This window comes from Novosphingobium sp. GW821-FHT09E05 (assembly GCF_059416165.1).
Genome location: NZ_JBWKOQ010000001.1, coordinates 680,334 through 694,352 on the forward strand (window position 1 = coordinate 680,334; position 14,019 = coordinate 694,352).

A 14,019-nucleotide genomic window follows, 5' to 3' on the forward strand; every position below is an offset into this window, starting at 1 on the left:
CTGAGGGTCATAAGGCGACAGGTTTACACGGTTTACACGGTCCAGAGGAAAATGGCGTCCCCTTGTGGCGGAAAGTGTCGCCTTGCGGGGCCAAAGTGTCGCCTTGTGATGAAAAAGTGTCGCCTTGCGCGGTGGAAGGTGTCGCCTTGTGAGGCGCAAGTGTCGCCTTGTGAGCGCGAAACCGTCGCCTTGCGCGGGCGAGGTGTCGCTTTGTGCGGTTGGTGTGTCACCTTGCGGAAATGGGTGGGCGGCCATCGCCCGAACCGTGTCAGAGCCGCCCGATGTAGGAAACCCGGCATCGCCGATTCCACCCCGTCGCCCCCGCGCAGGCGGGGCAACCGCCTGCGCGGGGGCGACGGGGTTGGGGGAGGCGAACGTTACCTGCCCCCACCTGTCCGTCAGCCCAATCGCGCCAGTGCGGCACTGAGGCGCTCGACCTCGGCCGCGTGGGCGGCGTGGTCGTCTCGGGCCTTGGCGATCGCCTCGGGCTTGGCCTTCTCGACGAAGGCCGGGTTGTCCAGCCGCTTGGCGAGCGAATCGCGCTCCTTGAGCGAGGCCGCCTGCGCCTTTTCGAGGCGCGCCTTCTCGGCGGTGATGTCGATCACGCCTTCGAGCGGGATCGCCAGCATGGCATCCCCTGCGCCCACCTGCATGGCCGCGCCCGCAGGCGCCGCCTCGAAGCGGATCGCGTCGAGGCGGGCGAGGCGGTCGACCGCGGTCGCATTGCGCCCGATGATCGCGCGCGTCGCGTCCGAGGGCTCGGCGAGGTAGGCGGTGAGCCGCGCGCCGGGCGCGATGCCCAGTTCCGCCTTGGCGCCGCGCAGATTGCCGACCAGCGCGATCAGCCACTCGACCTCGACCTTGGCGCTCGCATCGACCTTGGCGCCCGGCTGCGGCCACTGCGCGACGATCAGCTCGCCCTCGCGCGCGCCCATCTTGCTCCACAGCTCCTCGGTGACGAAGGGCATGAAGGGGTGGAGCATGACGAGGATCTGGTCGAGCACCCAGCCGGCGACGGCCTTGGTCTCGTCGTCGAACTGGCCCTTGATCAGCTCGATGTACCAGTCGCAGAACTGGTTCCAGACGAAGTGGTAGATCGCGTTGGCGGCGGCGTCGAAGCGCAGGTCGGCCATGGCCTTGTCGAGCGCGGCGACGGTCTCGACCACTTCGCCGATGATCCAGCGGTTGACCGCCGAGGTGGCGGAAGGCGCGGCGACCGTAGTGCTCGCGCCGATGCCGTTCGACTGGCAGAAGCGCGCGGCGTTCCACAGCTTGGTGGCGAAGTTGCGGTACCCCTCAACGCGCTTCTCATCCATCTTCACGTCGCGGCCCTGGCTCTCCATGGCGGTCATGAAGAAGCGCAGCGCGTCGGCGCCGTACTGGTCGATGAGGCCGAGCGGGTCGACCACGTTGCCCTTGGACTTGGACATCTTCTGGCCGTCCGCCGCGCGCACGAGACCGTGGAGGTAGAGCCGCTTCCACGGCACTTCCTTCATGAAGTGGATGCCCTGCATCGCCATGCGCGCATCCCAGAAGAACAGGATGTCGAAGCCCGAGACGAGCAGGTCGTTGGGGTAGTGCTTGGCGACGAGCGGCGCATCCTCGTCCGGCCAGCCGAGCGTGGCGAAAGGCCAGAGCGCGGAGGAGAACCAGGTGTCGAGCACGTCCTCGTCGCGCGCCAGCTTCTTGTTGCCGGCCTGCGCCTGAGCCTCTTCTTCGGTTTCGGCGACGAAGATTTCACCGTCCTCGGCGAACCAGGCCGGAATCCGGTGCCCCCACCAGAGCTGGCGGCTGACGCACCACGGCTGGATGTTCTCCATCCAGTTGAAGTACGTCTTCTCCCAGGTCTTGGGGACGATCTCGATCTGCCCGGTGCGCACCGCTTCGATGGCAGGCTTCGCGAGCGTCGCCGCATCGACGTACCACTGGTCGGTCAGCCAGGGCTCGATCACCACGCCGCCACGGTCGCCGTAAGGCGTCGCGATCACGCGGTCCTCGACCTTTTCGAGGAGGCCGTCGTCGTCCATCAGCTCGACCACGCGCCGCCTCGCATCGAAGCGGTCCATGCCGATGAACTCGTGCGGGATCAGGCCATCCGAGGTCTGCTGCACCTTGGCTTCGGCATCGAGCATGTTGAGCATGTCGGCGGCCTTGAAGCCGGCGCGCTTGCCGACCTCGAAGTCGTTGAAGTCATGCCCCGGAGTGATCTTCACCGCGCCCGAACCCAGTTCCGGGTCGGCGTGCTCGTCGGCGACGATGGGGATCTCGCGCCCCGTGATCGGCAGCGTGACGGTGGCGCCGCGTTCCAGCAGCGGCTTGTAGCGCTCGTCGGCCGGGTTCACGGCGACGGCCATGTCGGCCAGCATCGTCTCGGGGCGGGTGGTGGCGACCATGATATGGCCCGACCCGTCCGAAAGCGGATACCTGAAGTGCCAGAAGCTGCCATTGATCTCGCGGGTTTCCACCTCGAGGTCGCTGATCGCGGTCTTGAGCTTGGGGTCCCAGTTCACCAGCCGCTTGTCGCGGTAGATGAGGTCCTGCTTGTGCAGGTCCACGAAGACCTTCACCACGGCGCGGGTGAAGTGCGGGTCCATGGTGAACTGCTCTCTGGACCAGTCCATCGAGCAGCCGAGGCGGCGCAGCTGGTCGGTGATGGTGCCGCCGCTCTCGGCCTTCCACTCCCACACCTTTTCGATGAAGGCCTCGCGGGTGTAGTTGGTGCGCTTGTCCTGCTTAGCCTCAAGCTGGCGTTCGACCACCATCTGCGTCGCGATGCCGGCGTGGTCGGTGCCCACGACCCACAGCGCGTCCTTGCCGCGCAGGCGCTCGTAGCGGATCACCACGTCCTGCAGCGTGTTGTCCAGCGCGTGACCGATGTGGAGCGAGCCCGTGACGTTCGGCGGCGGGTTGACGATGGTGAAGGGCGCCGCATCCGGGCGCTCGGGGCGGAACAGGCCGTTCTCTTCCCAGTGGGCGTACCACTTCGCCTCGATCCGGGCGGGGTCGAAAGTCTTGTCGAGTCCGGCCTCGGGCGCGGCTTCCGTATTAGCGTCGTTCATGGCGCGGCGCTTTGCCAGCACGCGGGTTTTCGCGCAAGGAGTCGCTTGCTGCCTCGCTTTCGCCGCAAGCGCGTGCGATGCAGCGCGGCAACAATTCGTCGCACCCGTGGAACCTCTTGCCGGTCCACGCTTTTTCACCGATACGAGCGAACATGCGGGAATGGGCTGAATTCACCCTGTCGGAAAACGACCAAGGCGCAGACCATGTCCTGGCGCTGAAGGGACCGCTGCGCGTCCACTCCATCGGCAATCTCGACGCCAAGCTGGGTGCGCTGCAGGGTAGCTTCACCCGCGTCGACATGTCGGGCGTCACCGATATCGACACCACCGGCGCCTGGCTGGTCAGCAACTACGCGGAGCAGCGCAAGCTGGAAATCACCGGCGAGAGCGAACAGGCCCGCCGCCTCTTCGCCTCGCTCGGCGACATGGGCGAGCCCGAGGCCGAGCCCGAGCCGCAGCTGCCGCTTCCCACCCGCACCCTGGCCGAACTGGGCGACCTCGTCACCAGCTGGGGCCAGGGCCTGTTCAAGATGCTGGGCTTCCTGGGCGAGCTGATCATCGCCTTCGGCCAGATCATCCGCCGCCCCTCGCGCCTGCGCGGCACGGCGCTGGTGTTCCACATGCAGTACGTGGGCGTGAACTCGCTGTGGATCATCGGCCTGATGAGCTTCCTTATCGGCATCGTCATCGCGCAGCAGGGCGCGGTGCAGCTCGCGCAGTTCGGCGCCGAGGTCTATACGATCAACCTCACCGGGCGCCTCTCGATGCGCGAACTGGGCATCCTGATGACCTCGATCATGGTCGCGGGCCGCTCGGGCTCGGCCTTCGCGGCGCAGATCGGCACCATGAAGCTGACCGAGGAGGTCGACGCCATGCGCACGATCGGCGTCTCGCCGATGGAAGCGCTGGTAGTGCCGCGCGTGCTCGCCTCGATGCTGATGATGCCGCTCCTGGGGTTCTACTCCACGGTGCTGGCGATCATCGGCGGCGCGACGATCGCCAACTTCGCGCTCGACATCCCGTTCTGGACCTTCCTCCAGCGCACCCAGGAAGTGGTGCCGATCACCGACGTCTGGGTGGGCCTCATCAAGGCCCCGGTCTTCGCGCTGATCGTCGCGCTGGCGGGCTGCTACCAGGGCATGCAGGTGACCTCCAACGCCGAGGAAGTCGGCGCGCGCACCACGCAGGCGGTGGTCACCGCGATCTTCACGGTGATCGTGCTCGACGCCTTCTTCGCCATCTTCTTCACCCGGATCGGCTGGGCATGACGGACATCTCCCCGGATCAGGTCAGGGCGCCGCAGACCGGCACCGACAAGGGCGAATACCCCATCGTCGTCGATGGCCTGCGAAACACCTTCGGCGATCACGTCATCCACGAAGACCTCCATCTCAAGGTCCGCAAGGGCGAGATCCTGGGCGTCGTCGGCGGCTCGGGCACCGGCAAGTCGGTGCTGATGCGCTCGATCATCGGGCTGCAGCAGCCGGATGCCGGCGACATCACCGTGCTCGGCCACAAGATGGGCGATTCCACCGAAGAGGATTCGATCGACCTGCGCTCGCGCTGGGGCGTGCTGTTCCAGGGCGGCGCGCTGTTCTCGACCCTCACCGTGGGCGAGAACGTGGAAGTGCCGCTCAAGCAGTTCTTCCCCGAGATCAGCGACGAACTGCGCGGCGACATCGCCCGCTTCAAGGTCCGCCTCTCCGGCCTCGCCGAGGAAGCCGCGTTCAAGTACCCGAACGAGCTTTCGGGCGGCATGCGCAAGCGCGCCGGCCTGGCCCGCGCCCTCGCGCTCGACCCGGAACTGCTGTTCCTCGACGAGCCGACCGCCGGCCTCGACCCGATCGGCGCCGCCGCCTTCGACACGCTCACGCGCGAACTGAAGGAAACGCTGGGCCTGACGGTGTTCCTCATCACCCACGATCTCGACACGCTCTACGCCATCTGCGACCGCGTGGCGGTGCTGGCGGACAAGCAGGTGATCGCGGTCGGCACCATTCCGGAGCTGCTGGCGCTCGACCATCCGTGGATCCAGGAATACTTCAACGGCCCGCGCGGCCGTGCGGCGCTGGCCGCGAAGGACGATCCGGCGCTGGAGCCGGAACCGCAGGCCGTATCGGCCGCTGACACGGCTTCGGCCAACACCGCGCCGTCCGCCGTGGACGACGCGGGCAAGATAGACAACCGAAAGTCGGGGGCATAGGGCACAGCGATGGAAACACGGGCCAATCACGTCTGGGTCGGAGCCGTCACGCTGGTGCTGATGGCTGCGCTGGCGGCGTTCGTCATCTGGATCGCGCGCCTCAACGAAGGCTCGCAGAACGAATACGACATCTTCTTCAAGCAGTCGGTCGACGGTCTCGCGAAGGGGTCGGAGGTGGGCTATGCGGGCGTGCCCTCGGGTCAGGTCACCAAGATCGAACTGTGGCCGCAGGACCCCAGCTTCGTGCGCGTGCGCGTCAAGGTCGACGAGAAGGTGCCGATCACGGTGGGCACCACCGCGACGATCCAGGCGAGCTTCACCGGCGTCTCGGACATCCAGCTGGAAGGCGCCGTCAAGGGCGCGCCGCTGCTGACCGATCCCGGCCCTGAAGGCGTACCCGTGATCCCGACCAAGCGCGGCGGCTTCGGCGAGATCCTCTCGAACGCGCCGCTGCTGCTCGAGCGGCTGGCGACGCTGACCGAGAATCTCAACCAGATGCTGACCGACGACAACCGCCGGTCGATCGCCGGCATCCTCAAGAACACCGACAAGATGACCAAGGACATCTCGCAGGCGACGCCGGAATTCCGCGCGACGATGGTCGAGATGCGCGGCAGCCTGGCGCAGGCGACCCGGACGCTCAAGGCGTTCGAGGGCGTGGCGGGCAAGGCGGACGACCTGCTTGGCGACGAGGGCAGCTCGCTGGCCGACCAGCTGCGCAAGACGCTGGCCTCGGCGCAGAAGTCGATGGAGCAGCTCGATTCGACGATGCAGCATGCCCAGCCCGCGCTCGACCAGGTGTCGCAGCAGACGCTGCCCGCCGCCGAGGCCGCGATCCGCGACCTGCGCGCGACCAGCAAGGCGCTGCGCAGCGTGACCGAGAAGATCGACGAGCAGGGCGCCGGTGCGCTGCTCAAGGGGCAGAAGCTGCCCGACTACAAGCCATGATGGGAAGTGCGATGACCCGCTTGAGCAAGATCCGCCTGGGCAGGAACGGCTTCATGGCCGCCGCTGCCGCGCTCACTCTGGCCGGATGCGTCAGCTTCGGCCCCAAGCCGCCGGACGAGCTGCTGCGCCTGACCCCCGCCGAGACGGCGCCCGCCGGCACTGTCGCCAGCGGCCAGCTGACCGAGGCGATCGTCGTCCTCGATCCCGAGGCGGACCGCGGGCTCGACGTGCTGCGCGTGCCGGTCACGGTCGATTCCTCCAGCGTTTCCTACCTCAAGGACGCGCTGTGGATCGAGAAGCCCTCGCGCCAGTTCCGCTCGCTGCTGGCAGAAACCCTGCGCGCGCGCACGGGCAAGCTGGTGGTCGAGGGCGGAGACTTCGAGGTCACCGGCCGGACGCTCATCGGCGGCCGCCTGATCCAGATGGGCTATGATGCCACGCGCGGCGCTGTGATCGTGCGCTTCGACGCGATGCGCACCGAACGCGGCACCAATCCGATCCAGTCGCGCCGCTTCGAGGCCGTGGTCGAGGGCGTCGAGCCCAAGGCCAAGCCCGTGGGCGCGGCGCTCAACCAGGCGGCGAACGATGTCGCCCGGCAGGTCGCGGACTGGGTGAAGGGCTGAGGGCCTCGCGCGCTCCCCCCCGGGGCGCGTGGTTTCGTCGTCCCCGATCGAACGGGGGACGACGCCAGGTTCAGCGCGACAGCGCCGCCAGCCGGATCGCCAGCTGGAATGCGGCGAAGCGCGTGGCCCGCAGTTCGGTGGCCTCCCAGTCCTCGCCCCACAGCTCGACCTGCCAGTCGGCTTCGAGTTCCGCCGCCTGCCACAGCGCCGGGGCGTCGGCGCCCGGGCGGATCGCCTCCAGCGCGATCACCAGCGAGGCGGCGAGGCTGGAGAGCATCTTGAGCGCGGCGAGTTCGAAGTCGCTGCAGGCGTCCAGTTCCTCGCGCAGACGGGCCAGCGTTTCGTCGGGCTGGAGCCTGTGCATGATCCCGGAAATGCGCGTGAAGCGCACCCCGAGCCGCGCTTCGAAAGCCGAGAGCAAGGGCTCCCACACTTGCGTCTGCCGCTTGTAGAGCGCCTCGTCGGGGTCGGCGCGGTAGCATAGCGTGTCGGTCTCGGCGTAAGGCGCCAGTTCGGCGATGACCGCGGCGCGCTCGGGTGCGACCGCGTCGATCGCGAAGTCGGCGAGGTCGCGGAAGTGGAACGCGGCGGGGTCGATCGTCTCGCCCTGGCAGGCCCATTCGGTGGCCAGCGTTTCGGCCAGCGCCTGTGTAGGCACCACCTGCTGGCGGCCGCCGGCGGTGCGGATGCCGCGCCCGTCGAGCACCGCGCGCCAGCCGCCTTCGACCTGCTCGACGCCGGTTTCCTTGTAGAATCGCTTCATCTGGGTCGCTTTATTTCGGGGTCCGCCACTTGCGGGCCATGAGCACGGGGAGAACGAAGACGTCGACGAGTCCATTGGCGATCAGCACATAGGCGATCCACGTGGGCCAGTCGGGGAACATGCGCCCGTTCGCCATGAGCAGCCCCAGGATCACGCAGCCGACGCCGGAGATGCGCATCATGTTGATGACGGCGAAACGCGCGCCGGGTGATTTGGGCTCGATCATGTCAGCAGGTGCTCCAGCAGCTGGGCAGGGGTCTCGACCACGACTTCGGCGCCGGCCTCGGCCAGTTCGCGCGGATGGTGGTAGCCCCAGTCGACGCCGACCGCGCGCACCTGCGCGGCGCCCGCCATGCGCATGTCGTAGGCGGTGTCGCCGATCATCACTGCTTCACCGGGCAGCGCGCCCGCCTCAGCCAGCGCCTGTTCCAGCATCGCGGGATGAGGCTTGGAGGGGTGGCGGTCGGCGGTCTGGAGCGTGACGAACAGGTCGGCGATGCCGTTGGCCTCGAGGCAGAAGCCGAGCCCCCGGTCGGACATGCCGGTGGCGACGCCCAGCGTCCAGCCGGCGGCGTGAAGGCCGCGCAGCGTGTCCTCGATGCCGGGGAACAGCGGCTGCGCGACACGGCCCTGCTCACGCGCGGTGCGGAACGAGAGCTTGTAGGCCTCGGCCATGGCGTGCTGACGCTCCTCGCCCGACTCGGGCAGCAGCTGCCGGATCGCCTGCGGTAACGAAAGCCCGACCGCGCGGCGGATCGCGCCGCGCGTCGGGGCGGGGATGGAGAAGACCGCGAAAGCCGCCTCCATCGCCTCGCAGATCGGCGCCTGGCCATCGACCAGGGTGCCGTCGCAGTCGAATACCGCCAGCTTCATCAGCCGCGGCCTCTGGGTGCTCCGCGCGGGGGACCCTTGGGCGCAGCACTGGGCTTGCGGGCGCCGGCAGGCTTGCCGGTGGCCGGACGCGAGGGCTTGGCGCCCGGCTTGGCGAACGCCTTGCCCGCCGTCTTCGCGCCGGCCCTGGCGGGCTTGCCGATCGGCTTGCCGCCGAGCTTGCCGACCGCCTTGGTGCCGGCCTTGGCAGTGGGCTTGCCCGAGCGCACCTGCCCGGTCGGGCTGTCGGTGCGCTTGCGGCGCTCGCCTCGGCGTTCCTTGCGGTATTCCTTGGCGTGCTGCTTGGCGGCCTTCTTGCGCTCCTCCTTCGAGAAGTCGACCGGCGCGTCGTCGGGCATTTCGCCTTCCGACTCGACGAAGCCGAGCGAATCCAGCGAGTTGGCGAAGTGCTCGGGCAGCGGCGCGGTGACGTCGAGCGGCACGCCGTCCGGGTGCTCGATGATGAGGCGGCGCGCGTGCAGGTGCATCTTGCGGCTGATCGAGCCGGTGAGGAAGGCCTCCTGCCCGCCGTACTTGCCGTCGCCGACGATGGGGTGGCCGATCGCCGCCATGTGGACGCGCAGCTGGTGGGTGCGGCCCGTCAGCGGGTGCAGCTCGACCCAGGCGGCGCGGTTGCCGGCGCGGTCGATCACGCGGTAGCGGGTGCGCGCGGTCTGGCCTTCCTTCTCGTCGACATGCATCTTCTCGCCGCCGGTGCCCGGCTGCTTGGCGAGTGGCAGTTCGATCAGGCCCTCGTGGATGTCGGGCACGCCGACCACCAGCGCCCAGTAGATCTTGCGCGCGGTGCGGCCCGAGAAGCGCTTGGAGAAGAACGCCGCGCTGCCCGGGGTGCGGGCGATGAGCAGGACTCCGCTCGTGTCCTTGTCGAGCCGGTGGACCAGGCGCGGGCGCGGGCCCTTCTCGACATAGGCGTCGAGCAGGCCGTCGACGTGCTCCTTCTGGCCCGATCCGCCCTGCGTGGCGAGGCCGGGGGGCTTGTTGAGGACGATGGCCGAGCGGTCCTGCGTCAGCACCATCGAGTCGGCGAGTTCGATCTCGGCCTCGGTCAGTTCGCGGCGCGGGGTGTCGCCGCCGAGCCCCGGCTTGGCCTCGCCGCCCGGAGGCACGCGCAGGATCTGGCCGGCGTTGAGCCGGGTGTCGACTTCGGCGCGCTTGCCGTCGACGCGCAGCTGGCCAGTGCGCGCCCAGCGCGACACCATCGCGAAGCCGACCTTGGGCAGGTGGCGCTTGAACCAGCGGTCGAGGCGCACGCCCTCGTCGTCGCGGCCCACGGTGAACTGGCGCACCGCGTCGGAATTGTCGGCCCGGCCGGGCTTGTCGCCGGTGGGATCATAGGTGGTCATGCCACGCTCCGCATCATAATAAGGCCAAGGAACAGGCTGGCGAACCCTGCCAGCAGCGACAGGCCCGCATAGAAGGCCGCCGTGCCGATCTCGCCGCGTTCGACGAGGGTGACCACGTCGAGGCTGAACGAGGAGAATGTGGTGAAGCCGCCCAGCACGCCGACCGCGAGCAGCAGGCGTGTCGCCTCCGTCCCGCTGCCGAAGCGCGCCAGCCAGCCGACGAGCAGGCCCATCATCAGGCTGCCCAAGACGTTGACGGTCAGCGTGCCGTAAGGAAACGCGCCTGCGCGGACCGGGCCGAGCGCGGCCGTCCAGCCGCTCCCGACAAGGAAGCGCAGCCAGGACCCGAAGGCGCCGCCGCCCGCCACGCAGAACGAGGCGGCAAGAAAGGAAGGTTGGGGCATGGCGCCCGCCTTAGACGCGAATCGGTGAATTTCCAAACGTGGTGGGCACGGGCGGGAGAATGCTGTATAAAGGGGTCACGTGATGGCGGTTTCGAAGCGGGCAGGGACGGTGCGTTCCGGCCTCTCCCTTGGCTTTCCCAAAGCGCATGCGCCCTTAGGACTTGTCTTCATGGCGTCACTTTGGTAACGGGCCCGCCATTCCGCCGCTCCTTTTAAGGGTGCGGCCTTGTTTTGGCTCTTATGGATTCGCGGTCCGCTTCGCCACTGGCGCAGGAGCGGGCCTCGTTCTTATTTTGTGAGGTGTGTCGGTTTATGCAAATTCTCGTTCGCGACAACAACGTCGATCAGGCTCTTCGTGCGCTCAAGAAGAAGCTGCAGCGCGAAGGCGTCTACCGCGAGATGAAGCTGCGCCGTCACTTCGAGAAGCCGTCCGAGAAGCGCGCCCGTGAAAAGGCAGCTGCCGTGCGCCGCGCCCGCAAGCTGGAGCGCAAGCGCATGGAGCGCGACGGCGCCAAGTAAGGGTCGGGCGGGCCTTGGTAGGCCTGCTTTCCCGTCGTTTTCGGCGGGGCACCTCGAAATCCCAGGTTGCGGCTTGAACGCCGCGCCGGGTTGAGCCATGAGGGCGCGGAATTTTCTTTCCGCGCCCTTTGTGCTTGCGCCTTTCGGGCACGAACCACCTTTTCCGAACACGAGGCCATCCATGACAGAGATCACCCGCGTCCCGCTTCAGCCGATCGCCAAGGGCGCCGTCACCAAGATCTGGCTGGGCGTCGCCGCGATCGCTCTGGCTGCCGGCGGCGTGGCCTACGCGGCGCTGCCGCCGACGCCGAGCGTGAAGACGCTGACCGCGGGCACGGGTGATTCGCCGACCATGGAAGACGTCGTGCTCATCAACTACAAGGGCATGTTGATGGACGGGACCGTGTTCGACCAGAACAAGGGCTTCCCGAACGCCGTGCGCGATTTCGTGCCCGGCTTCACCAAGGCGCTCCTGAAGATGCAGCGCGGCGGCAAGTACGAGGTCGAGATTCCCTCGGAACTCGCCTACGGCGCGCATCCGCAGCCCGGCTCGCCGATCCCGCCGAACGCCGACCTCAAGTTCGAGGTCGAGCTGCTCGACTACAAGAGCCTCGCCGAGATCCAGCAGCAGCAGCGCATCATGCAGCAGCTCCAGCAGATGCAGCAGCAGGGCGGCGCGCCCGGCATGCCGGCGATGCCCGGAGCGCCCGGCGTCCCCGGCGCCGAGCCCGCGCCGGTCCAGCCCTGAGCCTGGCGGTGAAGAACCCTAGCGCCGGCGTTTTCGCAGCCGTCGTCCTCGCGGCGATGGCGCCCGGCGCCGCCTTCGCGCAAGGCGCGGCGGCGGCGCCCGTGGCCCCGCAGGTCAAGGTCGAGGCGCTGAAGGCGGGCACCGGCGAAAAGCCGCCCGCGCATTCCTACGTGCTCATCAACTACAAGGGCATGCTGGCCGACGGCACCGTGTTCGACCAGGCCGAGCAGATGCCGATGCCGCTCGACGAAGTGGTGCCCGGCTTCGCGCAGGGCCTCGTCCAGATGCAGCGCGGCGGCCGCTACAAGCTGACCATCCCGCCGGAGCTGGGCTACGGCGCACAGGCTTCGGCTCCGATCCCGGCGAACTCCACGCTGGTCTTCGAGATCGACCTGCTCGACTTCAAGAGCCCCGAGGAAATCCAGGCGATGATGGCGCAGATGCAGGCGCAAGGTGCGCAAGGCGCGCAGCCCGAGGGTGCGGAGCAACCGGCGGCTCGGTAAGTCGCCGCCGCCGCACTCCGGTAAGTGCCCGCGCTTGAAGCCGGGCCGCCTCGCTGCTAGCTGGGCCGCATCGAATTACTGCCCGCCCCGCGCGGCGGGTCCAACCGTGAAGGAAAGCCATGTCGGTCGATACCGCAACCGTGGCGAAGATCGCCAGCCTCGCCCGCATCAAGGTGAGCGAGCAGGAGCTTGAGGCCATGGTGCCCGAGCTCAACGGAATTCTCGCCTGGGTCGAGCAACTGGGTGAAGTCGATACCGCCGGGGTCGAGCCGATGACCGCCGTCATCCCCAACACCCTGCGCCTGCGCGGCGACGTTATCGACGCCGACCCGCTCACCGGCGGCAACCGCCGCGACGCGGTGCTGGCGAATGCGCCGGCGGCCGAGCACGGCTTCTTCGGCGTGCCCAAGGTGATCGAGTGAGGGCCTCGGGCCCCTCGACCTCCTGCTTCGTCGTTCCCGCGCAGGCGGGGACCCCGCTTCCTTACTGCCCTGCCGCGATCGCTTTCGCCGGGGCAACGGGTGAAAAGAATGACTGAAATCACCGACCTGGGCGTAGCCGCCATCCGCGACGGCGTGGTCGCCGGCACTTTCTCCGCCGTTGAAGTGGCCGAGGCGTTCAACGCCAACGTCGCGGCGGCGCAGGACGCGCTGAACGCCTTCATCGTCGCCACCCCAGAAAAGGCGATCGAGGCCGCGAAGGCCACCGACGCCGCGCGCGCCTCGGGCGCGGCGCTCGGGCCCATGGCCGGCGTGCCGATCGGCATGAAGGACCTGTTCGCCACGCAGGGCGTGCAGACCACTGCCGCCAGCCACATGCTCGAAGGCTTCGTGCCGCAGTACGAATCGACCGTTTCTGCGAAGCTGTGGGAAGCGGGCGCGGGCATGCTCGGCAAGCTCAACCTCGACCAGTTCGCGATGGGCTCCTCGAACGAGTCGAGCTACTTCGGCAACGTGATCTCGCCGTGGCAGCGCCCCGGTAGCAACGCGCAGCTGACCCCCGGCGGCTCCTCGGGCGGTTCGTCGGCGGCGATCGCGGCGCGGCTGTGCCCGGCGGCGACCGGCACCGATACCGGCGGTTCGATCCGCCAGCCCGCCGCCTACACCGGCACCACCGGCATCAAGCCGACTTACGGACGCTGCTCGCGCTGGGGCGTGGTGGCCTTCGCCAGCTCGCTCGACCAGGCGGGCGCGATGGCGCGCGACGTCACCGACTGCGCGATCGTGCTGGAAGCCATGGCCGGTTTCGACCCCAAGGATTCGACCAGCCTCGACGTCGCGGTGCCAGCCTGGACCGCCAGCCTCTCGGGCGACCTCAAGGGCAAGAAGGTCGGCATCCCGCGCGAATACCGGGTCGACGGCATGCCCGCCGAGATCGACGCGATCTGGGAACAGGGCATCGCCTGGGCCAGGGACGCGGGCGCCGAAGTGGTCGAAGTCTCGCTGCCGCACACGAAGTACGCGCTGGCGACCTACTACATCATCGCGCCTGCCGAGGCGTCCTCGAACCTCGCGCGCTATGACGGCGTGCGCTACGGCCTGCGCGACCTGCCCGACGGCGCCGGCCTCCAGGACATGTACGCCGCCACCCGCGCCGCCGGCTTCGGCCCCGAGGTCAAGCGCCGCATCCTGATCGGCACTTACGTGCTCTCGGCGGGCTTCTACGATGCCTACTACACGCAGGCCCAGAAGGTCCGCGCACTGATCTCGCAGGACTTCGCCAAGGCGTTCGAGCAGGTCGACGTGCTCCTGACCCCCACGGCTCCCAGCGCCGCCTTCGCGCTCGGCGAGAACGTGGACGATCCCCTGGCGATGTACCTCAACGACGTCTTCACCGTGCCCGCCAGCCTTGCGGGCCTCCCCGCGATGTCGGTGCCCGCTGGGCTCGACGCGCAGGGGTTGCCGCTGGGCCTCCAGATCATCGGCCGCCCGCTCGACGAGCAGGGCGTGCTGAACGCCGGTCTCGCGATCGAGGCACGCGCCGGTTTCACAGCCAAGCCCGGGAAGTGGTGGTAA

Annotated in this window: 15 protein-coding genes; 9 read left to right on the forward strand and 6 right to left on the reverse strand. The window is 68.4% G+C overall.

Annotation, left to right across the window (positions count from 1 at the left end):
- Positions 1-398: 398 nt before the first annotated feature.
- Positions 399-3,059: a valine--tRNA ligase gene (locus tag AC07M9_RS03185; protein WP_494881252.1), complete on the reverse strand. Its 2,661-nt coding sequence runs from the start codon at positions 3,057-3,059 to the stop codon at positions 399-401.
- A 152-nt stretch (positions 3,060-3,211) separates the two neighbouring features.
- Between AC07M9_RS03185 and AC07M9_RS03190 the strand changes: the two genes are divergently transcribed.
- Genes AC07M9_RS03190 through AC07M9_RS03205 form a run of 4 tightly spaced genes read left to right on the forward strand, consistent with a single transcriptional unit; the run spans position 3,212 to position 6,833 of the window.
- Positions 3,212-4,327 (forward strand): ABC transporter permease, encoded by a 1,116-nt coding sequence (locus AC07M9_RS03190; RefSeq protein WP_494881253.1) that lies wholly within the window; start codon positions 3,212-3,214, stop codon positions 4,325-4,327.
- Positions 4,324-5,262: an ABC transporter ATP-binding protein gene (locus AC07M9_RS03195; protein WP_494881254.1), complete on the forward strand. Its 939-nt coding sequence runs from the start codon at positions 4,324-4,326 to the stop codon at positions 5,260-5,262. Before AC07M9_RS03190 ends, AC07M9_RS03195 begins: the two co-directional genes overlap by 4 nt.
- Positions 5,263-5,271: 9 nt before the next feature.
- The gene (locus tag AC07M9_RS03200) at positions 5,272-6,210 is read left to right on the forward strand and encodes an MlaD family protein (RefSeq protein ID WP_494881255.1); all 939 of its coding nucleotides are present in this window, start codon (positions 5,272-5,274) and stop codon (positions 6,208-6,210) included.
- An 11-nt stretch (positions 6,211-6,221) separates the two neighbouring features.
- Entirely contained in the window at positions 6,222-6,833 is a 612-nt protein-coding gene (locus AC07M9_RS03205; RefSeq protein WP_494881256.1) for an ABC-type transport auxiliary lipoprotein family protein, read from the forward strand.
- Positions 6,834-6,903: 70 nt separating this feature from the next.
- Here AC07M9_RS03205 and AC07M9_RS03210 read toward each other — a convergent pair whose 3' ends face one another.
- Genes AC07M9_RS03210 through crcB form a run of 5 tightly spaced genes read right to left on the reverse strand, consistent with a single transcriptional unit; the run spans position 6,904 to position 10,234 of the window.
- The gene (locus AC07M9_RS03210) at positions 6,904-7,596 is read right to left on the reverse strand and encodes an ATP12 family chaperone protein (RefSeq protein ID WP_494881258.1); all 693 of its coding nucleotides are present in this window, start codon (positions 7,594-7,596) and stop codon (positions 6,904-6,906) included.
- Positions 7,597-7,606: 10 nt separating this feature from the next.
- Positions 7,607-7,822 (reverse strand): hypothetical protein, encoded by a 216-nt coding sequence (locus AC07M9_RS03215; RefSeq protein WP_494881260.1) that lies wholly within the window; start codon positions 7,820-7,822, stop codon positions 7,607-7,609.
- Entirely contained in the window at positions 7,819-8,469 is a 651-nt protein-coding gene (locus AC07M9_RS03220; RefSeq protein ID WP_494881262.1) for an HAD-IA family hydrolase, read from the reverse strand. Before AC07M9_RS03220 ends, AC07M9_RS03215 begins: the two co-directional genes overlap by 4 nt.
- Positions 8,469-9,830, reverse strand: a complete 1,362-nt coding sequence (locus tag AC07M9_RS03225; RefSeq protein WP_494881264.1) for an RluA family pseudouridine synthase — start codon at positions 9,828-9,830, stop codon at positions 8,469-8,471. The genes AC07M9_RS03220 and AC07M9_RS03225 overlap by 1 nt, the downstream gene beginning before the upstream one ends.
- Positions 9,827-10,234, reverse strand: a complete 408-nt coding sequence (crcB, locus tag AC07M9_RS03230) for a fluoride efflux transporter CrcB (protein ID WP_494881266.1) — start codon at positions 10,232-10,234, stop codon at positions 9,827-9,829. The genes AC07M9_RS03225 and crcB overlap by 4 nt, the downstream gene beginning before the upstream one ends.
- 312 nt (positions 10,235-10,546) lie before the next feature.
- Here crcB and rpsU point away from each other — a divergent pair, with 312 nt between their 5' ends.
- The 5 genes from rpsU (at position 10,547) to gatA (ending at position 14,019) form a co-directional block, all read left to right on the forward strand.
- Positions 10,547-10,753: a 30S ribosomal protein S21 gene (rpsU, locus tag AC07M9_RS03235; RefSeq protein ID WP_043976268.1), complete on the forward strand. Its 207-nt coding sequence runs from the start codon at positions 10,547-10,549 to the stop codon at positions 10,751-10,753.
- A gap of 181 nt (positions 10,754-10,934) precedes the next feature.
- Positions 10,935-11,501, forward strand: coding sequence for an FKBP-type peptidyl-prolyl cis-trans isomerase (locus AC07M9_RS03240; protein ID WP_494881268.1), 567 nt, complete (start codon positions 10,935-10,937; stop codon positions 11,499-11,501).
- An 8-nt stretch (positions 11,502-11,509) separates the two neighbouring features.
- Complete coding sequence (locus tag AC07M9_RS03245) at positions 11,510-12,004, forward strand: FKBP-type peptidyl-prolyl cis-trans isomerase (RefSeq protein ID WP_494881269.1); 495 nt, start codon at positions 11,510-11,512, stop codon at positions 12,002-12,004.
- Positions 12,005-12,123: 119 nt separating this feature from the next.
- The gene (gatC, locus tag AC07M9_RS03250; protein ID WP_494881271.1) at positions 12,124-12,426 is read left to right on the forward strand and encodes an Asp-tRNA(Asn)/Glu-tRNA(Gln) amidotransferase subunit GatC; all 303 of its coding nucleotides are present in this window, start codon (positions 12,124-12,126) and stop codon (positions 12,424-12,426) included.
- A gap of 108 nt (positions 12,427-12,534) precedes the next feature.
- A complete protein-coding gene (gene gatA, locus AC07M9_RS03255; RefSeq protein WP_494881273.1) occupies positions 12,535-14,019 on the forward strand; it encodes an Asp-tRNA(Asn)/Glu-tRNA(Gln) amidotransferase subunit GatA in 1,485 nt (494 codons plus the stop codon).

Coding starts and splice junctions, on each gene's coding strand:
- AC07M9_RS03215 (WP_494881260.1), bottom strand. CDS start 7,822: ATGATCGAGCCCAAATCACCCGGCGCGCGTTTCGCCGTCATCAACATG.
- gatC (WP_494881271.1), top strand. CDS start 12,124: ATGTCGGTCGATACCGCAACCGTGGCGAAGATCGCCAGCCTCGCCCGC.
- AC07M9_RS03225 (WP_494881264.1), bottom strand. CDS start 9,830: ATGACCACCTATGATCCCACCGGCGACAAGCCCGGCCGGGCCGACAAT.
- AC07M9_RS03240 (WP_494881268.1), top strand. CDS start 10,935: ATGACAGAGATCACCCGCGTCCCGCTTCAGCCGATCGCCAAGGGCGCC.
- AC07M9_RS03200 (WP_494881255.1), top strand. CDS start 5,272: ATGGAAACACGGGCCAATCACGTCTGGGTCGGAGCCGTCACGCTGGTG.
- AC07M9_RS03220 (WP_494881262.1), bottom strand. CDS start 8,469: ATGAAGCTGGCGGTATTCGACTGCGACGGCACCCTGGTCGATGGCCAG.
- gatA (WP_494881273.1), top strand. CDS start 12,535: ATGACTGAAATCACCGACCTGGGCGTAGCCGCCATCCGCGACGGCGTG.
- AC07M9_RS03185 (WP_494881252.1), bottom strand. CDS start 3,059: ATGAACGACGCTAATACGGAAGCCGCGCCCGAGGCCGGACTCGACAAG.
- AC07M9_RS03190 (WP_494881253.1), top strand. CDS start 3,212: ATGCGGGAATGGGCTGAATTCACCCTGTCGGAAAACGACCAAGGCGCA.
- AC07M9_RS03210 (WP_494881258.1), bottom strand. CDS start 7,596: ATGAAGCGATTCTACAAGGAAACCGGCGTCGAGCAGGTCGAAGGCGGC.
- AC07M9_RS03195 (WP_494881254.1), top strand. CDS start 4,324: ATGACGGACATCTCCCCGGATCAGGTCAGGGCGCCGCAGACCGGCACC.
- crcB (WP_494881266.1), bottom strand. CDS start 10,234: ATGCCCCAACCTTCCTTTCTTGCCGCCTCGTTCTGCGTGGCGGGCGGC.
- AC07M9_RS03205 (WP_494881256.1), top strand. CDS start 6,222: ATGACCCGCTTGAGCAAGATCCGCCTGGGCAGGAACGGCTTCATGGCC.
- rpsU (WP_043976268.1), top strand. CDS start 10,547: ATGCAAATTCTCGTTCGCGACAACAACGTCGATCAGGCTCTTCGTGCG.